The 25,365-nt window shown below is 64.2% G+C and carries 21 protein-coding genes and 1 pseudogene; 10 read left to right on the top strand and 12 right to left on the bottom strand.

Annotated elements, in window-relative coordinates:
* Positions 1 to 53: 53 nt before the first annotated feature.
* From FHW94_RS08355 to FHW94_RS08370, 3 genes and pseudogenes are all read right to left on the bottom strand, one after another.
* Positions 54 to 584, bottom strand: coding sequence for a hemerythrin domain-containing protein (locus tag FHW94_RS08355; protein WP_168555176.1), 531 nt, complete (start codon positions 582 to 584; stop codon positions 54 to 56).
* 194 nt (positions 585 to 778) lie between these two features.
* A pseudogene (locus tag FHW94_RS08360) lies at positions 779 to 1,072 on the bottom strand (bifunctional methylenetetrahydrofolate dehydrogenase/methenyltetrahydrofolate cyclohydrolase); the annotation flags it as partial.
* A 103-nt stretch (positions 1,073 to 1,175) separates the two neighbouring features.
* Positions 1,176 to 1,883 (bottom strand): YafY family protein, encoded by a 708-nt coding sequence (locus FHW94_RS08370; RefSeq protein WP_168555178.1) that lies wholly within the window; start codon positions 1,881 to 1,883, stop codon positions 1,176 to 1,178.
* A 103-nt stretch (positions 1,884 to 1,986) separates the two neighbouring features.
* Here FHW94_RS08370 and FHW94_RS08375 point away from each other — a divergent pair, with 103 nt between their 5' ends.
* The gene (locus FHW94_RS08375; RefSeq protein WP_168555179.1) at positions 1,987 to 2,598 is read left to right on the top strand and encodes a glutathione S-transferase; all 612 of its coding nucleotides are present in this window, start codon (positions 1,987 to 1,989) and stop codon (positions 2,596 to 2,598) included.
* Positions 2,599 to 2,684: 86 nt separating this feature from the next.
* On the opposite strand, the gene FHW94_RS08380 is transcribed toward FHW94_RS08375, so the two are convergent.
* Positions 2,685 to 3,626 (bottom strand): GlxA family transcriptional regulator, encoded by a 942-nt coding sequence (locus FHW94_RS08380; protein ID WP_246865928.1) that lies wholly within the window; start codon positions 3,624 to 3,626, stop codon positions 2,685 to 2,687.
* A gap of 122 nt (positions 3,627 to 3,748) precedes the next feature.
* Here FHW94_RS08380 and FHW94_RS08385 point away from each other — a divergent pair, with 122 nt between their 5' ends.
* Entirely contained in the window at positions 3,749 to 4,543 is a 795-nt protein-coding gene (locus tag FHW94_RS08385) for an SDR family oxidoreductase (protein WP_168555180.1), read from the top strand.
* A gap of 39 nt (positions 4,544 to 4,582) precedes the next feature.
* On the top strand, positions 4,583 to 5,347 hold the full coding sequence (locus tag FHW94_RS08390) for an SDR family NAD(P)-dependent oxidoreductase (RefSeq protein WP_168555181.1): 765 nt from the start codon (positions 4,583 to 4,585) through the stop codon (positions 5,345 to 5,347).
* 74 nt (positions 5,348 to 5,421) lie between these two features.
* Here FHW94_RS08390 and bdcA read toward each other — a convergent pair whose 3' ends face one another.
* Positions 5,422 to 6,135: an SDR family oxidoreductase gene (bdcA, locus tag FHW94_RS08395; protein WP_168555182.1), complete on the bottom strand. Its 714-nt coding sequence runs from the start codon at positions 6,133 to 6,135 to the stop codon at positions 5,422 to 5,424.
* 145 nt (positions 6,136 to 6,280) lie between these two features.
* Between bdcA and FHW94_RS08400 the strand changes: the two genes are divergently transcribed.
* Entirely contained in the window at positions 6,281 to 7,177 is an 897-nt protein-coding gene (locus FHW94_RS08400; RefSeq protein ID WP_168555183.1) for a LysR family transcriptional regulator, read from the top strand.
* A 26-nt stretch (positions 7,178 to 7,203) separates the two neighbouring features.
* Here the strand turns inward: FHW94_RS08400 and FHW94_RS08405 are convergent, their stop codons facing one another.
* Positions 7,204 to 8,403, bottom strand: a complete 1,200-nt coding sequence (locus FHW94_RS08405; RefSeq protein WP_168555184.1) for a cytochrome P450 — start codon at positions 8,401 to 8,403, stop codon at positions 7,204 to 7,206.
* Positions 8,404 to 8,495: 92 nt separating this feature from the next.
* Here FHW94_RS08405 and FHW94_RS08410 point away from each other — a divergent pair, with 92 nt between their 5' ends.
* Entirely contained in the window at positions 8,496 to 9,461 is a 966-nt protein-coding gene (locus tag FHW94_RS08410; RefSeq protein ID WP_210425485.1) for a LysR family transcriptional regulator, read from the top strand.
* A 16-nt stretch (positions 9,462 to 9,477) separates the two neighbouring features.
* Here FHW94_RS08410 and FHW94_RS08415 read toward each other — a convergent pair whose 3' ends face one another.
* The 4 genes from FHW94_RS08415 to FHW94_RS08430 form a co-directional block, all read right to left on the bottom strand.
* Positions 9,478 to 10,299, bottom strand: coding sequence for an amidohydrolase family protein (locus tag FHW94_RS08415; RefSeq protein ID WP_168555185.1), 822 nt, complete (start codon positions 10,297 to 10,299; stop codon positions 9,478 to 9,480).
* The gene (locus FHW94_RS08420; protein WP_168555186.1) at positions 10,290 to 11,279 is read right to left on the bottom strand and encodes an aldo/keto reductase; all 990 of its coding nucleotides are present in this window, start codon (positions 11,277 to 11,279) and stop codon (positions 10,290 to 10,292) included. Before FHW94_RS08420 ends, FHW94_RS08415 begins: the two co-directional genes overlap by 10 nt.
* Complete coding sequence (gene fucP / locus FHW94_RS08425; protein ID WP_168555187.1) at positions 11,276 to 12,604, bottom strand: L-fucose:H+ symporter permease; 1,329 nt, start codon at positions 12,602 to 12,604, stop codon at positions 11,276 to 11,278. Before fucP ends, FHW94_RS08420 begins: the two co-directional genes overlap by 4 nt.
* A gap of 65 nt (positions 12,605 to 12,669) precedes the next feature.
* Positions 12,670 to 13,680 (bottom strand): zinc-binding alcohol dehydrogenase family protein, encoded by a 1,011-nt coding sequence (locus FHW94_RS08430; protein WP_168555188.1) that lies wholly within the window; start codon positions 13,678 to 13,680, stop codon positions 12,670 to 12,672.
* A gap of 385 nt (positions 13,681 to 14,065) precedes the next feature.
* Here FHW94_RS08430 and FHW94_RS08435 point away from each other — a divergent pair, with 385 nt between their 5' ends.
* Positions 14,066 to 16,978 (top strand): TonB-dependent receptor, encoded by a 2,913-nt coding sequence (locus FHW94_RS08435; protein ID WP_349237463.1) that lies wholly within the window; start codon positions 14,066 to 14,068, stop codon positions 16,976 to 16,978.
* 68 nt (positions 16,979 to 17,046) lie between these two features.
* Positions 17,047 to 18,555, top strand: coding sequence for a tryptophan halogenase family protein (locus FHW94_RS08440; RefSeq protein WP_246865929.1), 1,509 nt, complete (start codon positions 17,047 to 17,049; stop codon positions 18,553 to 18,555).
* Between the two features lie 11 nt (positions 18,556 to 18,566).
* On the opposite strand, the gene FHW94_RS08445 is transcribed toward FHW94_RS08440, so the two are convergent.
* Both FHW94_RS08445 and FHW94_RS08450 read right to left on the bottom strand, forming a co-directional pair.
* Positions 18,567 to 18,896 (bottom strand): L-rhamnose mutarotase, encoded by a 330-nt coding sequence (locus FHW94_RS08445; RefSeq protein ID WP_168555571.1) that lies wholly within the window; start codon positions 18,894 to 18,896, stop codon positions 18,567 to 18,569.
* Between the two features lie 26 nt (positions 18,897 to 18,922).
* Positions 18,923 to 20,569 carry a DUF5597 domain-containing protein gene (locus FHW94_RS08450; protein WP_168555190.1) on the bottom strand — a complete coding sequence of 549 codons (1,647 nt, stop codon included), beginning with the start codon at positions 20,567 to 20,569 and terminating at the stop codon, positions 18,923 to 18,925.
* A gap of 215 nt (positions 20,570 to 20,784) precedes the next feature.
* Between FHW94_RS08450 and FHW94_RS08455 the strand changes: the two genes are divergently transcribed.
* The 3 genes from FHW94_RS08455 to FHW94_RS08465 all read left to right on the top strand — a co-directional run bounded on the left by FHW94_RS08455 (position 20,785) and on the right by FHW94_RS08465 (position 25,340).
* Entirely contained in the window at positions 20,785 to 22,362 is a 1,578-nt protein-coding gene (locus FHW94_RS08455) for an alpha-L-fucosidase (protein ID WP_168555191.1), read from the top strand.
* A gap of 33 nt (positions 22,363 to 22,395) precedes the next feature.
* On the top strand, positions 22,396 to 24,483 hold the full coding sequence (locus FHW94_RS08460) for a beta-galactosidase (protein ID WP_168555192.1): 2,088 nt from the start codon (positions 22,396 to 22,398) through the stop codon (positions 24,481 to 24,483).
* Between the two features lie 74 nt (positions 24,484 to 24,557).
* Complete coding sequence (locus FHW94_RS08465; protein ID WP_349237464.1) at positions 24,558 to 25,340, top strand: IclR family transcriptional regulator; 783 nt, start codon at positions 24,558 to 24,560, stop codon at positions 25,338 to 25,340.
* Positions 25,341 to 25,365: the final 25 nt, after the last annotated feature.

The following is a 25,365-nucleotide window of genomic DNA, read 5'->3' on the forward strand; positions in this document are numbered from 1 at the left end:
CTGCCGATGGAGGACGTGCCGGCGATCATCCGGCGATCGCCGGCGCATCAGGGTCATTTGCTCGCCTGGGCCATCAGTTCGGCCTTGCGCGCGGCCAGCTGTTCGCCAAGCTTCTGAAGGTCGAGATCGCTGTCCTTGCTTTCGGGGAACATCTCGCCTTCTTCTTCCTCGACGTGGTGGTTGATATATTCGCCCAGCACGGTCACCTTGGCGTCGAACAGGCGGTCGCCAGCCTTCATCGCCTGGATTTCGGCGATCAGTTGCTTGGCGCTGGCGTGCTCCACTTCGGCCTCGTCGAGCAGATCATCGTCATCGATCGCCTCGCGCGTGGCGGGATAGTAGATCTCTTCCTCGATCTGGGCATGAACGATCAGGGCAAGGCAGATCTTGTCGGCCAGTGCCTGCTTTTCGGCATCGTCTTCCAGTGTTTCGTACTTCTTGAAGAAGTCCTTCACTTCCTTGTGATCGTCCTTGAGCAGCTTGATCGCATCGCTCGGCTTGGACGCGGCGCGCGCGGTCTTGCGGGCGGTCTTGGATGCGGGTGCCGAGGCCTTGCCCTTGGTGGTCTTGGTGGTTGTGGTCATGCGGAGGTCCTCATCACGATCGCGGATAGCCCGCGCGTTTCCACATGAACGTTCGGCAGAGTGAACGGCGCCGGCAGCGGCCTGAAAACTAACCTCGATCAAAGCGAATTTTAAATGCCGCCAGGCCGGCTGCATGAACATCGCACGCGATGCGGCAAAGCATCCGTGTCCATTACGGCTGCCAAAACGCGCGTTCATGCGGGCGTTAGGCCCCCTGCTTGCGCAGCCTTGATCGTGTTCGACAGCAGGCAGGTGATGGTCATCGGTCCAACGCCCCCCGGCACCGGCGTGACTGCGCGCGCATGGTCCATTTCATGGATCGCGGCATCGCCGACCAGGCGATCCTTCTGCCCCGCACTCCCCGCCAGCCGCGTGATGCCGACATCGATGACCACCGCGCCCTGCTTTACCCAGAATCCACGCACCAGCGCGGGCGATCCTGCCGCGGCAACGACGATATCGGCCTGGCGCGCGATCTCGGGCGCTCCAGTTGGCTTACGAGCAGCGGATCATCCCGCGCAAGTGAGCCTGGACGAGTTGTTCGATCCGGCGATGCAGGCGCTCAACTGACGCGAGAGCCTTTGCGGCCGGTCATGGCGACGCGGCGGCGGCATTGCGCCGTTCCATCATGTCGCGCTTCCACCGCTGGCGCAGTGCGGCCGGCCGGATGCCGTGCAGTTGCTCCAGGAAACGCGCGGCGAGGATACGATCGGCCCGGAAATGCCGGAAATCCTGCCGCAGTTCGCACCACGCAGCCAGCATCCGGGTTTCGTCAAGGAAGCCGACGATGACCGGCCAGACGACGCGGCAGGTCTGATGGCCGTGCTGGTCGAGATAATCGATCTCGATCTTGCGGCCGGCGCGGATCCATTCGCGCGCGCGGGCAAGGTTGATGCCATCGGGGACTGGCGTGGTGATCGACCGCGTGCCGATGGCCGGATCGGCGATAAGGGCACGCAACTGGTCGGGCACGACGCGGGTGATCTTGGCGATCAGGTCGCGCGCGGCGTTGGCAAGCACCGGGTCACCGCGACTTGCCACCCACTGGGCACCCAGCACGGCTGCCTCGATCTCGTCGGGTGTCAGCATGAGCGATGGCATGTCGAACGCATCGTCGAGGATATAGCCGAACCCGGCTTCTCCCTGCACCGGCACGCGCTGGGCGATCAGATCGGCCACGTCGCGATAGACCGTTCGCTGCGAAACCTCGAGTTCACGGGCGATCTCTGCGGCAGTCACCGGCCGCGACGAGCGACGAAGGATCTGGATGATCTGGAACAATCGATCCGCTCTGCGCATGATGGCATCTCCTGCTGACAGAATGCTGTCAGCAGGGTCAGTGTACAAGGTAAATCGTTCTGCACACCGGTGCATAACCCCTTGCCTTGAGAGGAACAGCTCGATGATTACCCTTTTCCACGCGCCCAAGTCGCGCTCGTCCCGCATGATCTGGCTGCTTGAAGAGATCGGCGTTCCCTATGAAATCCGTCCGGTCTCCATCTTCCGGCCGATGACCGGTGACGGGCAGCCCGACCCGGCCAATCCCCATCCCGACAAGCGCGTGCCCGCCGTCGTCCATGATGGAAGGCTGCTCGCGGAATCGGTTGCGATCGTGCTCTATCTGCTCGACGCCTTTCCCGAAGCGAACCTTGCCCCGGCCCAGGCCGATACGGACCGCGGCGATTACCTCACGTGGATGGCGTGGTACGTTGCCGAACTGGAACCCGCGCTGTTCGCTGCCCAGGCTGGCGACCTTGCCGGCTCGGCGCAGAAGCAACGCGGCCATGACGCGGTCGTCGCGCGGTTGAGAAATGCGCTCGCCGCGGGCCCTTATGTCATGGGAGACGCGTTCACCGGGGCTGACTTGCTGATCAGCAGCGCCATGACGTTTGGCCGCGCGGCCTTTCCGGCCGACGCCCTGTTCGATGCCTATCTCGAACGGTGCCGCAACCGCCCCGCCGCCATCCGCGCACTTGCCCTCGACGATCAGGCGGGCCCCCAGCCGGCGGCCTGACGCCGGCCGCACGATCCGCAGCAAGGCCTGATCAGCACCGTTGCCACGGCGCGTCCCGCCGTGGCGCGGGGTTTATCGCGCGTCCATCACGCCGCCCGGGCAAGCCGGCGCAGGGTTTGCGGCGGCTGCCCGTACTGCCGCATGAAGGCTTCGCGCATGCGGCGCAGATCGACAAAGCCGCTTTCCTGCGCGATCTGGTCCATCGGGTGGCGCGTTTCCTCGATCATCAGGCGCGCGGCTTCCAGGCGGATCTGCTCCACCGCCTTGGCTGGCGTCTGGCCGGTTTCGGCGCGGAAGGCGCGGCTGAACTGGCGCGGGGAAAGTGCCGCAACCTCGGCCAGCTCCTCCACGGTGAGCGGATTGGCGAGATGCGCCTTGGCAAAGATCAGCGCCTTCTGGATACGGTCACTGCTCGGCGAAAGTTCCAGCAGTTCCGAATGCTGTGATTGTCCGCCCGCGCGGCGATGATGCATGACAAGCCGGCGGGCGACTGCCGATGCCACGTCGCGGCCGAGATCCTTTTCGATCAGGGCCACTGCAAGGTCGAGCCCCGCGGTCAGCCCTGCCGATGTCCAGACCGGCCCCTCATTGATGAAGATGCGGTCATCCTCCACCCGCACATCGGGAAAGGCTGCCCGCATCTCGCGCGCGTAAGACCAGTGGGTGGTCGCCCGCCGGCCATCGAGCAAGCCCATCTGGCCCAGCAGGAATGCCCCGGTGCAAAGCCCGGCCACCCGGCGCGCCTCCTTTGCCATGGCGCGCAGCCGTTGGAGCACCGTCTCGTCCTGCTGGGGCGGCGGCACCAGGCCGGCCAAGAGCAGCAGCGTGTCGATCGGTCCAACATCATCAAGCCGGGCGGTGGGAACGGCAAAGCCACTCGACGACATGATCGGCCCGCCGTCGACCGAGGCGATCGACAAGGTGTAATAGTCTTCGCCCTGCAGACCGTTGGCGAGTTCGAAGGCCGCCTGCACGCCCAGCGCGAGAAACTGAAATCCTGGCGTCAGCACCATCGAAACATGTGGCAAGGGGGTTTCCGATCTTATGTCCTGAAAACGTACTTTCTACGTCATACCAGACATCGCGCATCAGGTCCATAAGGTCCGTGTCGAGAGCAAGCACGCTCTCTTGCCAGACAAGGACCAAGGCCATGAACACCAAGGGTACTGCACTTATCACCGGCGCCTCCACCGGGATCGGCGCGATCTATGCCGATCGCCTGGCCGCGCGCGGCCACGATCTCATCCTGGTGGCGCGCAACAAGGACAAGCTCCAGTCGCTCGCCGCGACGATCTCGGACAAGACGGGCCGTGCGGTGGAAGTCCTGGCCGCCGATCTTGGCGATACTGCCGATCTGGCGCGGGTCGAAACGGTGCTGCGCGAAGACGCGAGCATTTCGGTGCTGGTCAACAATGCCGGCATCGGCACCCACACCACGCTGCTGGAAAGCGATGTGGAGCGAATGGAAGCCATGGTGCGCCTGAACGTTACCGCGCTGATGCGGCTGACTTATGCGGCGGTGCCGGGCTTCGTGGCGCGCGGTGGCGGCACGGTGATCAACATCGCTTCGATCGTGGCCGTGGCGCCCGAACTGCTCAACGGCGTCTATGGCGGCACCAAGGCTTTCGTCCAGGCTTTCACCACCTCGCTCAACCACGAACTGTCCGCACAGGGCATTCGCGCCCAGGCGGTGCTGCCCGGCGCAACCCGCACGGACTTCTGGGCGCTTGGCGGCCTGCCGGTGGAGCACTTGCCCAGCGAAATCGTGATGCAGGCCGAAGACATGGTCGATGCCGCGCTGGCCGGGCTCGACCAAGGCGAAACCAGCACAATCCCGGCACTGCGCGATGTGGAACTGTGGCACGCCTTCGAAACGGCGCGCCGCGCCCTTGGCCCGCAGCTGTCGGCGACCCAGTCCGCCCCGCGCTTCCACGCCGCGGCCTGAACCCGTCCCCATCCTCACCAAGCAGACAGGATTGAACCGATGAAACTGACGGGCAACACCATCTTCATCACCGGCGGCACCAGCGGCATTGGCCGCGGCCTTGCCGAAGCGCTGCACAAACTTGGCAACAAGGTGATCATCTCGGGCCGGCGCACCGCGCTGCTGGCGGAAGTGACGGCAGCCAACCCGGGAATGGCCGCAATCACGCTGGACGTTACCAGCCTCGACAGCATCCAGGCGGCGGCACGCGAGCTGATCGAAAAGCACCTCGATCTCAACGTGGTATTCAACAACGCCGGCTTCATGCCGTTCGACGATGTTTCCGGCCCGGTGGACGACGTGCTGACGCAGGACCTGATCACCACCAACCTGCTGGGCCCGATCCGCGTGACATCGGCCTTGATCGAGCATCTCAAGACCAAGGCGGGCGCCACCGTGCTCTATACCAGCAGCGTCCTGGCCTTTGTGCCGATCGCGAGCAACGCGGTCTACTCGGCCACAAAGGCGGCGCTCCATTCCTTCGCGCTGTCACAGCGCTTCCAGTTGCGGAACACCAATGTGCGCGTGCAGGAAATCGCGCCGCCGTGGGTGGATACCGATCTGATCTACAAGAGCGGAGACCCCCGCGCGATGCCTTTGCCCGATTTCATCGAGCAGACGCTGGTCGCCCTGGCGACGGACGATCCCGAAGTGATCGTCGAGGCCATCCGCCCGCTGCGCGACAATCCGGGCGCAAACGAGCATGCCCTGTTCGACGCGTTCAACCAGAGCCTGGTGGAAAACCCGATCCCGGTCGGGGCCTGACCGCCCCGCGGCGGGAGAGGCGCAGCGTCGGCCGCCCCTCTCCCACGCAGGCACGGCGCATTCATGCGGGCTGATCAGGCGCCAAAGCCGCCATCGATGGTCTGCATCGAGCCGGTGATCATGGCGCCATGTGGCCCGGCAAGGTAGGCAGCCAGTTCGGCAATCTCGTCGCCCCGCGCGTGGCGCTTGATCGCCATGAAGCCGTGCATCATCGCTGCCATCGGCCCTTCGGCCGGGTTCATGTCGCTGTCGGTCGGCCCAGGCTGGATGCTGTTGACCGTGATCCCGCGATCGCCGAAATCCCGCGCCAGCCCCCGCACCATGCCCTGCAGGGCCGCCTTGGTCATGGCATAGGCGGCGCCGCCGGCAAAGGGCATGCGATCGCCATTGACCGAGCCGATGACGATGATCCGGCCATCATCGTTCATGCGTCGCGCCGCTTCTACAGCAGCATGATAAGGCGCCCGGATGTTGACGTCGATCATGCGATCGATGTCATCGGCATCCAGGTCCAGTGGGTTGCCCAGCACCAGCGTGCCGGCATTGACAACCAGGACATCGAGCGCTCCGCGTTCGGCCACTGTGGCAATGAGCGCTTGGCGGTCGGCGCTGTTCGCCTGGATCGCCTTGGCGCCCGTCTCGGCGGCTATCGCGTCGGCCGCATCGTGCGAGCCTGCATAAGTGAAGGCAACCGAAGCGCCAGCCGCGCTGAAGCGGCGAACGATTGCAGCACCGATCCCCTGGCTGCCGCCGAGGATCAGGACATTCTTTCCGGCAAAATCACGCATGATCAGTCTCCTGTGAATCGATTTCCAGCAAGAGCGAACCTTTTGCGTGTCAGGCCCTTCCCGCTGTCTGGACCTGAAGATGCCAATGATGCATCGTTCGAACTAGCCATACAATTCCGGAACTGGATGACGAAAAATCCGAACAATGATGAAAGTTGACGGTATTGCCGCATTCGTCGCCACGGTTGATGAGACGTCGATCAGCGCGGCATCACGGCGGCTTGGCCTGGCCAAGTCGGTGGTCAGCGAACGGCTGGCCGAACTGGAACGATCGCTGGGCGTGACCCTGATCCAGCGCTCCACTCGCAAGCTGACCCTGACGAGCGCGGGCCAGGCGCTGCTCCCCCGCGCACGGCGCATCCTGCGCGAAATGGAAGAGGCCATGACCGAACTCGACGCCAGCAGCGGCAAGCTGGCGGGACCGCTGCGCATCTCTGCCCCGGTGGGATTTGGTACGCTGCACCTTGGCCCCGCCATTGCCGGCTTCCTGCACGATCATCCCGGCATCGAGATGGCCCTCGAACTGGACGACAGCTTTGTCGATGCCGCAACCGGCGGGTTCGATGCGGTCTTGCGGCACGGCGCGATCGGGGATGGCCGCCTCATCGCGCGGCGCCTGGCGCGCAGCCGGCGGTTGCTGGTTGCCTCGCCAGCCTATCTTGCCTTGCACGGCGTCCCTGCCTCGCTGCCCGATCTCGAACGCCATCGCGGCGTGCTCTATGCCAACCGGGCGGGCGACTGGCGCTTTGCCGTGGGTGCGGGCTGGTCGGTGGTCAGGCCCAAGGCGCCCTTGCGCGTCAACAACGGCCTCGTGATGCGCGACGCTGCCCTCGCCGGCCTGGGATTGGCACTGCTGCCCTCTTTTTTCGTGCACGCGGAAATCCGCAATGGAGCGCTGGTGGAAATCGACGTCGGCGCGCCGGCAGAAGGCGCGGAACTGTTCCTGACTTATCCGCGCGATCACGGCGCGGCGGCGAAAATCCAGGCCCTGGGCGAAAGCCTGCGGCGCAGCTTTGGCGACCCGCCCTATTGGGAAGCCTGACGGCGCCGCGCCAGTCATGGTGGCGCTCAGGCCAGCTCAACTTCCAGCGGCAGGTTCGCCAAGGCATAGAGCGTGTTGTTGATCCGGCGCGTGGGCGGCGCGGCCAGGCGCAGCGCTGCGACGCGATCGACCAGCGCGTCCAGCACGATTTCCGCCTCCTGCCGGGCAATCATCTGCCCCAGGCACTGGTGAATGCCGAACCCGAAGCCGACATGGCCACTGGTCTGCCGCGTGATCACGAATTGGTCGGGATCGTTCCATTGCCGCGGATCGCGGTTTGCCGCAGCCAGGAACGTGACGATCTTTGCGCCTTCAGGAAGGGAAACGCCGCCAAGCTCGACCGCGCGCGTGGTCGTGCGGAAGAAGACCTGTGCGGTCCCTTCCCAGCGCAGCGCTTCCTCGAACGCGCGCTTGACCAGCGATCGATCGCTGCGCACGGCCGCCCAGGCTTCGGGATGCCGGGCAAAGGCGTGGATCATGTTGCCGATGCCGTTGATCGTGGTGTCCACACCGGCGGACAACAGCGAGCGAACCAGCAGCTCGCATTCCGGCTCGGCCAGACCGGCTTCGCGTCCGAAATCATGGACATCCCGCCCCCACCCGCCCGGTTGCAGGTTCTGATAGCGGCAGGCATCGGCTATCCACGCCTGCGCCGCCTCGATCCCGACCAGGCTTTGTTCGAACACGGCGTTGCGCGGGCCAAAGGCGTTGAAGACCGACGTGGCATAGGCCAGCAGGTGATCGCGCCCGTCAGGCGGCAGGCCGACCATGTCGGGGAAGATGCGCAGCGGAAACAGCTCGGCAAGCTGGGTGACAGCATCAAACCGGCCGCGTTTCACCGCCGCCTCCACCAGGTCCGCCGCCACTGATCGCCATCCTTGGGCCAAGGCCTTGAGCCGCGGCAGGGCAACCACCTTGTTCATCACGCTGCGGGTTTGCCGATGCAGCGGCGGATCGCGTTCGAGCAGCAGCGAGGGCGTGCGGAATGGCGTTTCGCGCGCGAAATCGGCCAATCCCACCCCCCGGCTGGAACAGAATGTCTGCCAATCGGTGAGCACATGCTGCACTTGCGCATGGCGCGCGACGCCAAACACGCCATAGCGCGGGAACCACAGCACCGGCCCCGCTTCGCGCAGCGTGGCGTGATGGGCATAAGGATCGGCCAGGAACGCCGGGCTGAACGGGTCCAACGCAATGCTTGCCGGTTCGCTCGTCGTGACAGTCATGGCCCCTCGTTCCACCGCTTACTTGTGTGTCCGGCATAGAGGGGCAACGTCACGCTGTTTACCTGATAACCTCGATAGCCTAAATCCAGAATATGGATATCTCCCGCCTCGACATGAACCTGCTGGTGGTGCTCGACGCCTTGTTCGAAGATCGCACCACCACGCGCGTGGCCGAGCGTCTGGGGATGAGCCAGCCGATGGTCAGCTATGCCCTGGGCAAGCTGCGCCAGACCTTTGGCGATGCCTTGTTCGTGCGCAGCGGCAACGCCATGGCCCCCACGCCGCTGGCCGAAACGTTGCGCGATCCGATCCGCCGGGTCTTGCAGACGGTGCGCGGCGAAATCCTCAAGGAAACGCGGTTTACGCCCGCCACGGCCCAGCGGCGCTTCACCATCTGCCTGTCCGATATCGGCGAACTGGTGTTCCTGCCCCGCCTTGTGGCGAGGCTTGCCCAGGCTGCCCCCCTTGTCACGGTGCGCAGCGTCTCGCTTTCACCGCGAGACATCCGCGCGGGCCTCGCCGATGGCACGATAGACCTTGCCCTGGGCTATTTCCCCGATCTGACCGACGGCGCGACCTATCAGCAAACGCTGTTTACCCATCCGTTTGCCGTGATGATGCGGCGCGGGCACCCCTTGCTCGCCACGCGTTTGACGCTCGATGCGTTTCTTGCCGCCGACCATGCGGTCGTCTCGCAGGAAGGGCGAAGCCAGGAAATCTTCGAAACGCACATGACAGAGCTGGGGCTATCGCGGCGCGTGGTAATCCAATCACCCCACTTCCTCAGCCTGCCGCTCCTGATCGCGCAGTCCGACGTGATCGCCACGGTGCCGCAAGCGGTGGCACGTGCCTTTTCCCACATGGCGCCGGTCACCAGCGTCGATCCGCCGCTTGCCATTCCCGCCATCGTGCTCAAGCAATTCTGGCACCGGCGCGTGCACGACGATCCTGCGGTCCGCTGGCTTCGGGGCGTATTGGCCAGCCTGTTCCTGGGGCGCGACCCGACGCTGGAAGAAAGCGACCCGATCTTTTCCAATCCTGTCCGCGCCGCACCCTGATGGCGGGAAGATGCGATCAGACGCCGTAGAAAGCCCGGGCCGCGTCCACGAACAGCCGCTGCGGTGCCAGCCCGGCCGCAGCAGCCAGCCGCTGCGCCGCTGTCAGCCAATCGGCATAGCGATCACCGGCAAGATGCAGCACCGGCCAATCGCTGCCCCACAGCAACCTGTCGCCAAAACACCGCGCCAGATGTTCGACATATGGCGCCAGCGCTTCGGCGTCCTGATGTGCAGCCTGCTCGGTCCGCAAGCCTGACAGCTTGCACCACAGGCCGTGATCAGCCAGGCGCGCCATGTCGTCGCGCCACGGGTCCAGTTCATTGCGCGCAGCAAAAGGCTTGGCCGCGTGGTCGATCACGATCGGCAAATCGGGCCAAAGCCGGGCAAACGCTTCCAGGATCGGCAGGTGGCGCGGCTGGACCAAGGCGTCGAAGCGCAAGCCGTGTGCCAGCATCGCCTCGAGCGCGGGGGTCAGCGCGTCTCCCAAGATCCACGCGCTATCCGCAATGGACTGCAGCATGGGGCGCAGGCCCCGCAGCTTGCCGTGCCCGGCCAACGCAGCAACCCTGGCTGCCGCCCCCGGCGCCGCCAGATCCACCCAGCCAACCACGCCCAATACCCATGGTGTCGCATCGGCGAGCGCCAGCATCCAGTCGGTATCGGCATCGCTGGGTTGGGACTGGACCAGGATCGTCCCGGCAAGCGGCACCGCCGCCGCTTCCTGCAACAGATCGGCCGGGCCGAAATTGCGGTGGATGGCCGCTTGGGCCGGCGTCGGCCATTCATGGCCAGGCGTTGCGAGGTCCCAGAAATGCTGGTGGGCATCGATCACCCGCATGATGCGTCTTCTCGCAACAGGCCTTGCGCTTTCAATTCCGCCCAGAAATCGGCGGGAATGGGCCACTTCATCCAGGCGATGGCGCGCTCCACCTCGGTGGGGTGGCGAAAACCCGCGATCACTTGGGCGACGGCCGGATGATGCAACGGGAACTGCAATGCGGCGGCAGGCAAAGGCACGCCATGCCGCGCAGCGACCGCGTTGATCCGGCGCACCTTGGCCACGAGTTCGGGCGCAGCGGGGGCATAGTCATAATAGGGCGTGCCCGGCCCGTCCGGCCCCGTCGCCAGGATGCCCCCATTGAACGGCGCGGCCAGCCAGACTTGCGTGCCCGCCTGGAGGCAGGCCGGCAACAAGGCATCGAGGGCCGATTGGTCGAGCAGGGTATAGCGACCGGCAATCAGGATGGTATCGACCTGCGTTTCCTGCATCAGCGAGAGACAGACGGCCGTTTCGTTGACGCCGAGGCCGATGCCGCCGATGCAGCCATCTTCCCGCAGCCGTTGCAGCGCGCGCCAGCCGCCACCCTGCAACAGATCGTGCCAATGCCCGCCATGATTGGCGCCGTGGGTCTGGCTGCCGACATCGTGGACCAGGAGCCGGTCGATATAGGCCAGGCCCAGGCGGTGCAGGCTGGCCTCGTGCGAGCGCAGGATGCCAGCGGCCGAATAGTCGTAACGAGCGCGAAACGGCATTGGCGAAACGAAGCCATCGTGCAGGCCAGCCCTGCCCATGGCAGTATCGGGCTCAAGCACCCGCCCCGCCTTGGTCGACAGGGTGAAGCCGGTACGAGCGCGCAAGGCATCGCCCAGCCGCCGCTCGGCTAGGCCGCGCCCATAATGCGGGGCGGTATCATAGTGGCGCAGGCCCAGTTCCCAGGCCTTGTCCACAGTGCTGGCAGCGTCCTCGGCCGAAACCGGGGCCATGAGATTGCCCAACGAACTGCCGCCGAACCCCAGGCGCGTGGCAAAGCCGGTCATGCCACGGCCACCCTTTCGCCCAGGCGGCGGGCAAAAAACGCCACGCCCGCAAAGCACAGCAACGGCAGCACCAGCGCCGGATGCAGCGACCCGGCATGAAGCGCGATCTGTCCCATCAGCGGAGGAACAACCGCGCCGCCAACGACCGCCATGACAAGGCATGACGCACCCAAGGGCATCAGCGGGCCCAGATCCTCGATGCCGAGGGCAAAGATCGTGGGAAACATGATCGACATGAAAAAGCTCGACAGGATGAGCGCCGCAACCGCCACCGTGCCGCCCGACAAGACGGCCAGCGCCATCAGCACCATGTTCACCACCGCATAGCCCACCAGCAGCACCGCCGGGCGAAACCGGATCATCAGCGCCGCGCCGGCAAAGCGCCCAAGCATGAACAGGACCAGGCTGAACGACAAGAGGTATGCCGCCTCCCGCTCGGTGATCGTCGGCAGGGCATCCTTGGCAAAATCGATGAAGAAGCTCCAGATGCCCACCTGCGCGCCGTTGTACAGGAACTGGGCAATGACCGCTCTGCGCAGCTTTGGGCGCGCCAACAGGCGGCGCGCGGCACCGGCTTGCAGGGGCGCCGCCGCGCCGGTCTGGAGCCTGGGCAGCGGGGCAAACACAAAGGCAAGCCCAACCAGCAGGACCGCCAGGCCGAGCACGAGGTAGGGCACCTGCACCGTCTGCGCCTCGCTCGCCCGATAGGCCGCCCGCTGCGCCGCGCTCATCGCTGCCAGCGCGGCGCTGGAATGCTCGACGCCGGAAAAGATGAAGAGCCCGCCGATCAGCGGCGCCACGACACCGCCGATCCCGTTGAACGCCTGCGCCAGGTTGAGGCGCTGCGACGCGGCAGCCGGCGCACCAAACGCCGCGATGCAGGGGTTGGCGGCGGTTTCCAGAAATGCGGCGCCCGCCGCGATGGCATAAAGCGCGGCCAGGAACAGGGAAAACGTGCGCGCAAGCGAGGCAGGATAGAACAGGAACGCGCCCACGGCATAGAGCGCCAAGCCAACCAGGATGCCAGCACGATAGCCATAACGGCGCATGATGATGCCGGCCGGCAAGGCCATGGTGAAATAGCCGATGTAGAACACGAACTGGATGAACCCGGCTTCTGCCCGGTTGAGGCCCAGCGCCTTCTGGAATTGCCGGATCAGGATATCGTTGAGATTGTTGGCCAGGGCCCAAAGGAAGAACAGGCTGACGACCAGCGCGAACGCCACGCCGAAGCCCGGAAGGATGAACCCGCCCGCGCCGGAATGCCCCTCGTCTGCCGGCCCTGCCTTGGCCGGGTCACTGCCGGCCTGCGGCGCAGTGTGCATCAATCCTTCTCCTGTTGCTTGTCTTATCAACCCGATCTGCGCCGGGGCCTAACACACCGTATCGGTCAGACTTCCACAATAGCTTTCAAGATCCGGTCGGCATCGGCGATCAGAATGGCCATCTGATCGGGCAGATCCGCCATCTGCACGCTGTGGGTGTGCAGCGCCGCCACGGGGATGGCCCCGCTGCGCATCGCCGCGATCACCCGTTCGAAATCCACCTTCAAGGCATTGCGGCAGGCAAGCAGCGTGGTTTCGCGCTTGTGGAATTCCGGATCGGGAAACACGAGGTCGTCCTTCACCACGCTGACCAAGGCGTAAGTGCCGCCGTGCGCCACGAAATCCAGGCCCCGCTGCATCGCCGCGATGCTGCCGGTGGCGTCGAACACCACGTCATAGAAATCGCCGTTCGTGCGAGCGGCCAGGTTGGCGTTGAGATCCGCATCCACCAGCAGCACATCGGCAAAGCCGAGCGCATCGCGGGCATAGTCCAGGCGGGCGGCGCGCGTATCGAGCAAAGTCACCAGCGCGCCATCGAGTTGGGCGAACAGGGCAACCGCCACACCGATCGGCCCAGCGCCGGCAACCAGCACGCGATCGCCTGCGATAACACCGGCCCGCGCAACGGCATGGGCACCGATGGCCAGGAATTCGATCATCGCCGCTTCGTCGAACGACAGGCCATCCACGTCCATCACCGCTTGTTCGGGCACGGCGATCCATTCGCACAGCCCACCATCGGCATGAACCCCCAGCACCGCGATGTTGACGCAACAGTTGGGCTTGCCGCGGCGGCAGGCAACGCATGTGCCGCAGGGCAGGTAGGGATTGATCGTCACCGTCTGGCCGGCGCGGAACGCGGAACCCGCCGGCGCTTCCACCACTTCGCCCCCCAGTTCATGGCCGATGACGCGCGGGTAGCTCAGGAACGGCTGGTTGCCGGTGAAGATGTGATAATCGGTGCCGCACAGCCCCACCCGCCGCATCCTGACCAGCACCTCGCCTTCCCCGGCGCCGGGCGAGGCCCGGTTGGCCGCCGAAAGTTCAAACGGCTTCTGGCAAACGATCGCTTTCATGGAATGGCCTTGCACGCGGTTGCGGAATTGATTGCAAATATGAAATGCAATTATCGTTTATGCAATGGCGGATTTCGTTCGAGACTCGGGCGAAGGCCATGAGGCTGGCAATCGGCATCACGCGGGGCCGATAAAAACGGCGGTTCCACGCGCAGGCCGGCCAAGCATGAGACGCTGAGAGCGCACCACTAGACGATTTTTATTGATTTATATTCAATACCTTAAATTCACCTTCACGCCTCACCTTCCGTCGCCTCGATCACCGCAAAGCACCTCAATAATTTTCACATATGCATTTGTATTTTCATTTGTGGCAAGTTGCACTATGATACCGCTCACAACGCAGATGCCGCGATGCGCGGCCTGGATCATGGGAGGGCAATTCGTGATTGCGATCAGACAGGTTTTCGGTGGGGCGTCGACACTCGCATTGGCGCTGGCGTGCAGCCATCACGCAGTGGCCCAGACCGCAGCGCAAACCGACGCGACGGCGCCCCAAACGCCGCAATCCACCGTCACCACCACCACCACCGGTACACCGCCAGCCAACGCAGACGATGATAGCACCACCCAGGGTGCCATCGTGGTCAGCGGGCTGCGGCAGAGCCTGGCGACGGCCCAGGCGATCAAGCGCAACGCCAGCCAGTTGGTCGACTCGATCACGTCGCAGGACATTGGCCGCCTGCCCGACACCAACGTGGCCGAAGCGCTGCAGCGCATTTCGGGGATTCAGATCCAACGCAATCGTGGCGAAGGCAGCGCGATCGCCATTCGCGGGCTTACCGAAGTGCGCACCGAACTGAACGGCCGCGACATCTTCTCGGCCAACGGCGGGCGCGGCCTATCGCTGGAAGAAATCGGTCCCGATCTGCTTTCGGGGGTGGATGTCTACAAGAACCCGTCGGCCGAACTGATCGAAGGTTCGCTGGGCGGTACGGTCAACCTGCGCACGCGCATGCCCTTTGATTCCAAGGGCCAGGTCGTGTCTTTGACCGGCAGCACCACGAACTACGATTTTGCCAAGAAGCAGCATTTCGGCGCTTCGGGCCTGTACAGCAATCGCTGGGAAACCGGGCTGGGCGAGATCGGCTTCCTGGTAAACGCCTCGTGGCAGCAAACCGCGTTCCGCCAGGATGCGGTACAGATGGAGCCGTATTACTACCATGGCCCCAACGCCATGTCAGGCGCCACGGTGCTCGACTCCCTGGTGCCGGGCTATGAAACGCAGAACGTGCAGGTGCCGGGAGGCGGCGGCTTCAACGATGCAGTGGGTGACCGCAAGCGCTTCAGCGCCGCGGCCGCACTGCAGTGGAAGCCTTCGAGCAACCTGGAAATCTACGCGCAGTTCCTGACGGCGCACTATCGCTATCACGACTATGGCCTGTCGTTCTTTGCCTATGGCAGCGACCTGGCGCCAACCCCGGGGTCGACCTACACGGTCGACAACGGCGTGGCGACTTCGGGTTCGTTGCAAGATCCCAACGGGGCTGCGGTTGTCTATCAAGGCAATCGCAAGACCATGACCAACGATTACTCGGCGGGCATGAAATGGGAACTGGCCAGCAACCTGCATGCCTCGGTGGATTACCAGCACATCCATTCGACCGCGCAAGTCCAGCAGGTCAACCTCACGATGACACTGCTGACGCCGGCGCAATCGGGCCAGCATTACAATCTGCTGTTCGATACCCGCGGCAAGACGCCCTCGCTGTTGATCGACACGCCGGGCTATCTCACCGATCCGGCCAACTATGCGTTTACCGCGATCCAGCCCTATGCCGAAGACAACAAGGCCGATGCCGACAGCCTGCGCGCCGATCTCGATTGGGATTTTGGCGAAAGCGGCCTGCTGCGCAAGATCACCGTGGGCGCCCGCTATTCCAACAAGCGCGCGATCAACCGCAATACGACCTGGGGCACATGGACGGCGATCGATGGCTCCAATTGCCCCAATTCGGTGTGCACCGGGGCCGATTTCCCCGAATTCGTCGAGGCCAATGCGCTGCAAAGCTCCCTGCTGCGCGGCCAGGCCGCAAGCTCGGTGTTCGGCAAGGTCTTGCAGTGGCGGCTCAGTTCGGCGGCCAATCCCAGCCAGGCCTTTGCCGATGTGAAGGCCATTTCCGGCCAGAACATTGCGTTCCGCTCGTTCGATTCACCCGACGCGTTCAACGGCCGCGTCACGGAAAAGACCACCTCGGCCTATATCCGCGCCATGTTCGGATCCACCGTGCTGGGCATGGACTGGGACGGCAACGCGGGCGTGCGCTATGTCCAGACCAAGCAGACCGGCGTGGGATCGAGCGTGCTGAGCTATCGCACCGACAGTTCGACCTCGGCCGTCACCGTGGTTGAGCCCTATACCGGTGGGCAGGACTATACCAAGTGGCTGCCCAGCGTGAACCTGCGTCTGAAAATGACCCCCACACTCCAGGCTCGCTTCGCGTTTTCCAAGAACATCAACCGTCCTGATTTCACCCAGCTCAACCCCAGCTATTCGCTGACGCCAACCTACAACGGCACCAGCACCACGCCGACCACCGTCAACCCCAGCCTGCCCTATGACGCCCAGACCAACCCTTATGCCGGCACCGGCACGGTTGCGGGCAATCCCAACCTGAAGCCCGAGCGCGTGACGTCGTTCGATGCCTCGCTGGAATGGTATTTCTCGCCCACTGGCTATGTCTATGCCACGCTATTCAAGAAGAACCTGCGCGATCTGGTCGATAACCGCACTTATTCGATGACGCGCGATATCGAAGGCGTGGGCAACGTCGAATTCAATGTGACCACGCTGGTCAACGTGTCGAAGGGCGGCGTAAAGGGTTTCGAAATCGGCGCACAGCGCTTCTTCGATTTCCTGCCCGGCTGGCTCTCGGGCTTCGGGGTTCAGGCCAACTACACGCTCGCAGACAGCAACGCCGGCGTGATCGCCCAGGGCACGGCAGGCAGCACTAACCAGGTGGCGGTGCCGCTGATCGGCCTGTCGAAGCACAGTTTCAACCTGATCGCGCTCTATGACAAGTTCGGCTTCAACTTTCGCCTGGCCTATAACTGGCGCAGCAAATACCTGCTGACCACAACCGGCGTGGGCACGCAGACGCTGCCCGAATTCGTCCGCCCCTATGGCGTGCTCGATGCATCGGCGAGCTATGATTTCAACGAGCACCTCTCGCTCACGCTCGATGCCTCCAACGTCACCAACACTGCCTATCGCAGCTATCTTGGCACTTCGGCCAATCTGCGCGATTTCAAGTATGATGATCGGCGGCTGTCGGCGCGCGTGCGCGTGCGCTTCTGACCGCTTGCGGGCGGGCCGCTTTGCATGGCCCGCCCGCTCACCATGCTATCGACGGCAAGGCCGGAGGAATGAAAATGGGCCAGAGCGCGGTGCGCCATGTCACGATCGTGGGCGGCGGCACGGCCGGTTGGATGGCCGCCGCCGTTTTGGCGCGCAGCCTGCCGCCGGGCCACGTGACGATCACCGTGGTGGAATCATCGGCCATCGGCACGGTCGGCGTGGGCGAGGCAACGATCCCGCCGATTCTGCGCCTCAATGCGCTGCTCGGTGTTGACGAAGATGAACTCGTCCGCCGCACCCAGGCCACCTACAAGCTGGGCATCGAATTTCGCGATTGGCGCGCGCAGGGCCACACTTACTTCCACCCGTTCGGCACTCTGGGCGCAGACCTGAACGGGGTGGATTTCCACCACTACTGGCTGCGCACGCGCCAGGGCGAACTGGCCGACTATTCGCTGCCGGCGCAGGCCGCGCACGCCGGGCGGTTCGCCAGGCCTGCCGATGATCCGCGCAACGTGCTCTCGCGCATGGCCTATGCGCTGCATTTCGATGCCACGCTTTATGCGGCCCTGTTGCGCGACATCGCCGTGCAGCACGGCGCCGTGCATGTGGACGGCCGCATCGTGGATGTTGCCCTGCGCGATGACGATGGCTTTGTCGAAAGCCTGCGCCTGGAAGACGGGCGCGCGATCGGCGGCGACCTTTTCATCGATTGCTCGGGCTTTCGCGGGTTGCTGATCGAACAGGCGCTGTCGACCGGTTATGAAGATTGGTCACACTGGCTGCCGATGAACCGGGCCCTGGCGAGCGGCACCCGCACGCACCAAGCACCCCAGCCCTTCACGCGGGCAACCGCGCAGGATGGCGGCTGGATCTGGCGCATTCCGCTGCAGCATCGCGTGGGTAACGGCCATGTCTATTGCAGCGACTTCATCAGCGACGAAGCCGCGCATGACACGCTGATCGGCCAATTGGATGGCGAAGCACTGGGCGAAGCGCGCCCGCTGCGCTTTGTCACCGGGCGTCGCAAGCAGGCATGGAACCGCAATGTCGTGGCGCTGGGCCTGGCGTCGGGATTTATCGAGCCGCTGGAATCGACATCGATCCACCTGGTGCAGCAGGGCGTGACGACGCTGTTGTCCCTGTTCCCCGCCGACCGCATCGATCCAGTCGAAGTGGCCCAGTACAACCGCCTGGTTCGCCGCGATTTCGAAACGGTGCGAGATTTCGTGATCCTGCACTACAAGCAGACACACCGCCGCGACACGCCGTTCTGGCGCCATGTCGCGGCGATGGAGGTGCCCGAAAGCCTGCGCGATCGGATGGCGTTGTTCGCCGCCAATGGGCGCCTGATGATCGAGCCGGGCGAACTGTTCACGCAAACCAGTTGGGCTGCCGTCATGCTCGGCCAGGGGCTGATCCCGCGCGGCTATGATCCCCAGGCCGATCTGGTTCCTGCGCCAGAGCTTGAAGCGCAGCTTGGCCGCATGCGCGGGTTGATCGCCCGGGGGGTGGACGCCCTGCCCGCGCACCTCGATTTCATCAGGCACGCGGGCGGCCTGGCGGTTTCAGCCTGATAAGGGCGCGGTCAGGGCTGCTCGGCCAGGCTATAGATCCGTTCCGCGGGCACCCATTTCACCCCCACCGGCGCAAACGGCAGTCGGCGCTGAAACTGGTCCATCAGCGTTTCCCAGGCACGGACATCGGGATCGGTGGCATCGCGCTGCGCCTTGGCCGCGGCCGAAAAGGCCGGCCCGGTTTCCATGATCATGCACAGCCGGTCGCCCACCTGCCAGATTTCCAGCGCGCGGATATCGCTTTCGCGGATCGAGCGGGTGACGGCCGCCGGCGGGCCGCCGGGCCGATGCCACATGCGATAGGCGCGGATCGCCTCCGCCTCGTCATGGAGATCGAGCATCAGCACGTGCCGTTCTGTGGGCGTGCTCACCGGTAATGCCCCATGGTCACTTTGAGCACCTGCGGGCGATCGGTCAGGTTCAGGCCATAGTCGGTCTGATCGCCGTTCCAGATGCGTGTCATCACCCACTTGCCATCGACCATGCGGCCTTCTTCGGCGCGCAGCATGATGCCCTTGCCGGGCGAGCCGGCCGCCGGCGCGAAATTGACCCGCACGTGGTCTCCGATCAGGAGAAACTCATCGTCCGAAAGCTGCATCACGGCAAAGCCACCAACCGGCTTGTCGGCGGCCGGCGTGGGATCGGCCTTGAAGAACGTCCATTCCTTCATGCCAAACTGCCACTCGCCCCAATCGCCGCTGATGGTCCAGTTGCCCATGGTGGTGGAAATCGGCTTGCCGTCATCGGGCTTGGCCCCGCCCCAGGTGGAGCGAGACACCGCCAGCTTGGCCCAATCGCGCATCATCGGCGCCAGCATGCTGTATGGCAGGGCAAAGGCCCCCAGGGTCTTGTCGTCGAGTTCCTTGGCGCCCAGCGGGTAGTTCATATAGCCGCTCAGATCCATGCCGAACGGAGAAAAGCCGATCGCCCCACGCCCCAGCGCCGGATAGAAATAGCGGCCGAACAGCACCGAATTGCCGATTTCCGGCACCATCAGAGCGTTATCCGGGCGGTTGTACTTGTCCATATAGAACAGCACGTTGTCGCTTTTTCCGTCATAGATGTCGGGCGCGGCCAGGTCGATCGCGGGCGCGGCGGCCTTCCACACGTCGATCACGTCCTGCTGCGGTCCGCCGCTGGCCACGCCATCGGGATCGGGCAGGTTCGATGGCCCGGCCAACGCCGCGTTGACATACATCGGCAGCGGCTTGATCGCCTTGCCGGCCCGGGCGATCTCGTTGACGTAGCTGGCGGTGTACCAGGTGTTGAAATAGCGATCGGCCTGAGCCCCAAACGCCTGCGACCAGGTGCCGGTGCGGCCGGTTGCTCGCGCCAGCGCCGTGGGAATCGGCAGGGCAAACAGCCGCTCGGCTTCCGCGCCATGGTCACGGGGCAAGCGATAGCTGCCGGTTTCGTTTTCCACCTGCACCATGATCACGGTGTTGCGGGCGTCATGCGCGCGGATGTATTCCATCAGCTTGACGAAGGCGCGCTTGTCGCTGGCCAGGGTATTGGCGCCATGCGCGCTCAGCACCTGGTGGTCTTCACCGTCCTTGCGCTTCATGCGTGGGAAACGCCGGTTGTCCAGCTTCACCCAATCGGGCGTATAGCTGTAGTTGGTGTTTTTCCAGGTGCCAAACCACAGCAGCACCAACCGCTTGTCATGCTGGCGCGCCTGATCGAGCAGCGTGCCGAGGTAGGAGAAATCGAACTGGCCTTCGACCGGTTCGATCTGCTGCCAGGCAACCGGCACCTCCAGCGTATTGGCGTGGATGCGATCGAGCACGGGCCAGATGGTATCGAGATAGGCCGGGTAGTTGACCGCATTGTTGGCTTGCGCACCGAGCATGAAGAACGGCGCGCCATCGACGATCAGCGCGTGACGGCCGTTGCGCGTCTCGATCCGGGGCAGCGGCGTGGCGGCATCGGCCGCCGGGCCACCCGCCGCCCATGCCGAGGCTGGGCTCACCAGTGCCAGGCCGATAGCCGCGATCAAACTCTTTTGGTGCTTCATGACCTCTCCTCGCCTGGGCTTGCGGACGCTTGATCCTGTCACAAGCAGGCCGCCTTATGTTAGCGCTATCTACATCGCGCCGGCAAATCTGCAAATCTGTCGATTCGCTTGCCAATGATGTTGCATTTTGAAAATGCATTTGCAAATATGGTAATACAGCAAGCACGGACGCAGGCTTTCACGCCTTTTGCCGCCGCGCGCCAGGGGAGGTAGAAATGGACGCAATCACCAAGCGCGATCTGCTGCGAGGATCCGTGGCCACCGCGCTGGGCCTTGGCGCCGCCGGTGCGAACGCCGCCGCCCTGGGCCAAAGCGCCGGCCAGCAGGACACTGCCCCCGAACCCGGCCTGCCCCCGATTGCCAAGGGACGTTTCGATTCCAGCGTGGCGTCGCTCAAGACCTATCAGACGCCGGACTGGTTCCACGACGCCAAGTTCGGCATCTGGTCGCACTGGGGCGTCCAGGCCGTGCCCCGACAAGGCGATTGGTATGCCCGCTTCATGTATGTGCCGGGCCATCCGCACTATGACCATCACCGCAAGACCTATGGGCACCCTGCGGAATCCGGCTACAAGGATATCATCCCGCTGTGGAAGGCCGAGCGTTTCGATCCCGAAGCGCTGATGGATCGCTATGCCGCCGCCGGCGCGAAGTATTTCGTGTCGATGGGCGTGCATCACGACAATTTCGACCTGTGGAAGTCCACCCATCACCGCTGGAACGCGGTCGCGATGGGGCCAAGGCGCGACATCGTGGGCGAATGGCAGCGCGCCGCCCGCCGCCGCGGCCTCAAGTTCGGCGTGTCGGAACACTTGGGCGCAAGCTATACCTGGTGGCACCCCAACGGCCTTTACGACCAGTTCTGGCCCAAGCTGGGCGTGGCCTATGACGGGGCCGATCCGGCCTATGCCGACCTCTATCATGGCAACCATGACGAGCCGTTCCGCAACACGCCGGAAAGCTGGTACACGCAGAAGACGGCTTACCACCGCATGTGGCTGCGCCGCTTGCGCGATCTGGTCGACAATTACGAGATCGACCTGCTCTATTCCGACGGCGGCCTGCCGTTCGGCGAGATCGGACGCTCGCTTGTCGCGCATCTTTACAACACCAGCATCGCGCGCCGCGGGCGGCTCGACGCGGTCTATACCTGCAAGGATTCCGGCTCTGGCGAGTTCCACAAGGAAGCCTGCGTGCAGGATGTGGAACGCGGCGTGATGAACGGCATCCACCCGCTGCCCTGGCAGACCGACACCTCGAACGGCGACTGGTTTTTCGCCGAAAATTCCGATTACAAGACGGCCCGGCAGATCATCGCCATGCTGGCCGATATCGTCAGCAAGAATGGCAACATGCTGCTCAACGTGGTGCAATATGCCGATGGCAGCCTGCCGCCACAGTCAGACCAGCTGCTGGCCGATCTGGCCACCTGGATGAAGATCAACGCCGTTGCGATCCACGGCACGCGGCCCTGGCACGTCTTTGGCGAAGGGCCCACCGAAACCGCCTCGGGCATGTTCAAGGAAAGCGGCGACTATACCGCCCAGGACATCCGCTTCACCACGCGGGGCGAAACGCTTTACGCGCTGACCCTGGCCGAAGCGACCGGCCCGGTGGCCATTGCCGCGCTGGCGCAGGGCAATCCCCACGAACGCCGCCAGGTTCGGCGCGTGCGCATGCTGGGCCATGGCGGCCGGGCTTCGTTCCGGCAGACCGACCAGGCGCTGGTAATCAATCTGCCCGCCGCCAGCCCCACCCGCCAGGCCACCGCCTTCGAAATCACCTTCGCCTGAATTCATCGCGTTTTGCCAAGGATCATTGGACCCATGCCACGCCGCTCCACCGCTTTCGTCCGCGCCGCCCGCACGGCTGCCACCCTGGGCCTGGCCATCGCCCTGCCCGCCATCGCCGTGCCGCAACCGGCCGCCGCGCAAAGCGCACAAGGGCATCCTGATTGGCCCGGAGCCGGCGATCTGTTCGTCGGCACGTGCTACCAGCCGATCGATCGCTCGCCCGCGCAGATCAAGCAGGACATCGCGATCATGAAGGCGGCCGGTTTCAACATGGTGCGCATGGGCGACCTTTCATGGGATTCTTTCGAACCGGAAGAAGGCCGCTTCACCTTCGAATGGTTCGACGATGTCATCGCGCAAATGCACAAGGCCGGCATCAAGGTGATTGTCGATATCCCCGGCCAACCCGCGCCGATCTGGCTGCACAAGGCCTATCCGGGGGTGGACCTGGTCAACCAGGAAGGCGCCCGGCTGCATCCGGCCACGCGCTATTGGGACAATATCAGCGATCCCGATTACCGCCGCCTGATGCGCCGCATGGCTGAAAAGATCATGCAGCGCTATGCCCACAATCCGGCGGTCATCGCGCTGGGTTACACCAACGAGATCGGCAATGGCCAGATGTCGTTTTCCGAGGCGGACCGGCAGCGCTTCATCACCTGGCTCCAGCACAAGTACGGCAGCATCGAAGCCTTGAACAAGGCCTGGGCAACCCAGCGCTGGTCGCGCCGGATCAACACCTGGGATCAGGTCGACTTGCCCTATCTCCACGGCCCCGGCCCCAACGAACGCTATCTCGACCTGCACCGCTATTGGTCGGATGACACGGTGGGCGCGCTGCGCGAACTGGAAGCGGTGCGCAAGCAGTTTGCCCCCAACCTGCCCGTGGCATCGAACTTCTGGCCGACCGCCTGGGGCAAGGGCTTCGACTATCTGCGCGCCTGGGAAGGCATTTCCACATATGGCGCGCAAGGGTTCTATCCCGGCGAACCGGTGGGCGCGGCGTTCGAAGTGATGATGAATAAGGCGGGCCACACCACCCCGGTGTGGTTCAACGAATTCACCGCCGGCGGGGGCGGTTTCTATGGCACACCCGGCCGTTCGCGTATGTGGGCCTATTTCGGGCTGCTCTATTATTCGCAGACGTTCCTGGCCTGGACATTCAATTCGCATAGCGGTGGCGAGGAACAGGCGCTGTTCGGCCTGGTCGACCACGATGGGCGGCCATCGTGGAAAGTGGACGAATTCGCCACGATCGCCCGCGAATTCAAGGCGATCAAGGCGCTCGGCTTCCCGCGCTATCACACACCGCAAGTGGCCCTGCACTATTCCTTCGACACCAACTGGCTGACCTCGCCACCCGAGGGGCCCAACACCATGCAGGAATACTTCAAGGGCAAATACCAGGAACAGGTGAAGGCCGGCTTCGAACCGTTCTACCGCGACAATATCGACACCGCAGTGATCGATATCGGCCACGATGCCATCGACAAGTACAAGCTGGTGGTACTCTCCAGCGCCTATGTCATGGACCAGGCCACGTCAGACGCAATCCGCAAGTATGTTGCCAATGGCGGCACCGTGATCATGACCGGCTATTCCGCGAAAGTGGACAGCACGGCTAAGTGGTTCGAAACGCCCCTCCCCGGCGGCTTGACCGATGTGTTCGGCCTGCGCACCAACGAATTCTATCGCGCGCCACAGCCGCTCAAGGTCTCGTTCGCCGGGCAGGCGCTGACCGGCACCGACGACTACTATGAAGTCCTCGAACCCTCTACCGCGCAGACGCTGGCGACGTTCGAAAACACCCCCAAGCGCAGCCCGGCGATCACCGTCAACCGCTTTGGCAAGGGCCGCGCGATCTATCTTGCCACCGCGCCGCAGGCGGCCCTGCTCGGCCCGCTGGTCCGCTCGCTCTATGCCCAGCTTGGCATCGCGCGCGGCCCGGAAACGCCCGACGGCGTCGTCGCGCGCGAGGTCGATGGGCGCACGCTCTACGTCAACACCACGCCCGCCCCGATCACCGTGCCCATCGCGGGTTCCAAGACCGGCGCGATCAGCAGGCAACGCTACACCGGGCACCTCGATCTGCCGGGCTATGGGGCAGAGATCGTGGAGTGAAGGAACCGCCGTTTGACTGCCGCCATATCTCATATAATGCAAATCCGCCCTGAACCAGGACGGACGGAGCATTGATGCGAACAGGTCCCAAAGCGAGTTATGCCGCGCCCGCGGTGGAGAAGGCTTTCGAGGTGCTGGAGCTTTTCGCCAGCCGCCCCGATGGCGCCTTGATCAGTGAAATGGCGGTTCAACTGGGCCGATCCGTGGGCGAGATTTTCCGCATCGTCATCGTCATGGAAAAGATGGGAATCCTGCGCAAATCGCACAAGGATGATCGGTATTCGGTGGCCTACAAGTTCCTCGATCTGGCCTACCGCGTGACCCATGCCAAGGATCTGGTCGAAACCGCAAAGCCGGCCATGCGCCAACTGGCGCTGGATACCGCGCAATCCTGCCATCTGGTGGTGATCAACGACAGCGCGGGCATGGTGATCGCCCGCGAACAGAACCCGGGCACGCGCGGCTTCTCGCTGCGCCTGGGGGCCGCGGTGGATATCCTCAACAGTTGCTCGGGCCAGGTCTTGCTTGCGTTTTCACCCGAGGAACTGCGCGATCACGTGATCGCGCAGGCATCCCGCCTGACCCCGCAACCCCCATCGCGCGCCGCGTTGGACAAGCGGTTTGGCGCCATTCACCGCCGCGGCCACGAACAGCGCAAAAGCCCGATAACCCGCGGCGTGACCGACATCAGCTATCCGGTGTTCGGGCCCGATGGCATGGCCGCCGGCGCGCTGACCATCCCCTTTCTTGAACTGATCGACGGATCGCAACGCGTGGACATGGAAACCGCACGGCAAATGCTCGACCGGGCTGCCCAGGAGATTTCCATCTCGCTTGGCCATACGCCGAGGCCTTGACGCGCTAGCGCGGCCGACGGCGGTG

It is taken from the genome of Novosphingobium sp. SG720 (genome assembly GCF_012275365.1).
Classification (GTDB): domain Bacteria; phylum Pseudomonadota; class Alphaproteobacteria; order Sphingomonadales; family Sphingomonadaceae; genus Novosphingobium; species Novosphingobium rhizosphaerae.

What these genes read in the sequence shown, in the direction of transcription:
- FHW94_RS08355 (WP_168555176.1), bottom strand. Translation starts at nt 584, where the DNA reads ATGACCACAACCACCAAGACCACCAAGGGCAAGGCCTCGGCACCCGCA.
- FHW94_RS08370 (WP_168555178.1), bottom strand. Translation starts at nt 1,883, where the DNA reads ATGCGCAGAGCGGATCGATTGTTCCAGATCATCCAGATCCTTCGTCGC.
- FHW94_RS08375 (WP_168555179.1), top strand. Translation starts at nt 1,987, where the DNA reads ATGATTACCCTTTTCCACGCGCCCAAGTCGCGCTCGTCCCGCATGATC.
- FHW94_RS08385 (WP_168555180.1), top strand. Translation starts at nt 3,749, where the DNA reads ATGAACACCAAGGGTACTGCACTTATCACCGGCGCCTCCACCGGGATC.
- FHW94_RS08390 (WP_168555181.1), top strand. Translation starts at nt 4,583, where the DNA reads ATGAAACTGACGGGCAACACCATCTTCATCACCGGCGGCACCAGCGGC.
- bdcA (WP_168555182.1), bottom strand. Translation starts at nt 6,135, where the DNA reads ATGCGTGATTTTGCCGGAAAGAATGTCCTGATCCTCGGCGGCAGCCAG.
- FHW94_RS08400 (WP_168555183.1), top strand. Translation starts at nt 6,281, where the DNA reads ATGATGAAAGTTGACGGTATTGCCGCATTCGTCGCCACGGTTGATGAG.
- FHW94_RS08405 (WP_168555184.1), bottom strand. Translation starts at nt 8,403, where the DNA reads ATGACTGTCACGACGAGCGAACCGGCAAGCATTGCGTTGGACCCGTTC.
- FHW94_RS08410 (WP_210425485.1), top strand. Translation starts at nt 8,496, where the DNA reads ATGGATATCTCCCGCCTCGACATGAACCTGCTGGTGGTGCTCGACGCC.
- FHW94_RS08415 (WP_168555185.1), bottom strand. Translation starts at nt 10,299, where the DNA reads ATGCGGGTGATCGATGCCCACCAGCATTTCTGGGACCTCGCAACGCCT.
- FHW94_RS08420 (WP_168555186.1), bottom strand. Translation starts at nt 11,279, where the DNA reads ATGACCGGCTTTGCCACGCGCCTGGGGTTCGGCGGCAGTTCGTTGGGC.
- fucP (WP_168555187.1), bottom strand. Translation starts at nt 12,604, where the DNA reads ATGCACACTGCGCCGCAGGCCGGCAGTGACCCGGCCAAGGCAGGGCCG.
- FHW94_RS08430 (WP_168555188.1), bottom strand. Translation starts at nt 13,680, where the DNA reads ATGAAAGCGATCGTTTGCCAGAAGCCGTTTGAACTTTCGGCGGCCAAC.
- FHW94_RS08440 (WP_246865929.1), top strand. Translation starts at nt 17,047, where the DNA reads ATGAAAATGGGCCAGAGCGCGGTGCGCCATGTCACGATCGTGGGCGGC.
- FHW94_RS08445 (WP_168555571.1), bottom strand. Translation starts at nt 18,896, where the DNA reads ATGCTCGATCTCCATGACGAGGCGGAGGCGATCCGCGCCTATCGCATG.
- FHW94_RS08450 (WP_168555190.1), bottom strand. Translation starts at nt 20,569, where the DNA reads ATGAAGCACCAAAAGAGTTTGATCGCGGCTATCGGCCTGGCACTGGTG.
- FHW94_RS08455 (WP_168555191.1), top strand. Translation starts at nt 20,785, where the DNA reads ATGGACGCAATCACCAAGCGCGATCTGCTGCGAGGATCCGTGGCCACC.
- FHW94_RS08460 (WP_168555192.1), top strand. Translation starts at nt 22,396, where the DNA reads ATGCCACGCCGCTCCACCGCTTTCGTCCGCGCCGCCCGCACGGCTGCC.
- FHW94_RS08465 (WP_349237464.1), top strand. Translation starts at nt 24,558, where the DNA reads ATGCGAACAGGTCCCAAAGCGAGTTATGCCGCGCCCGCGGTGGAGAAG.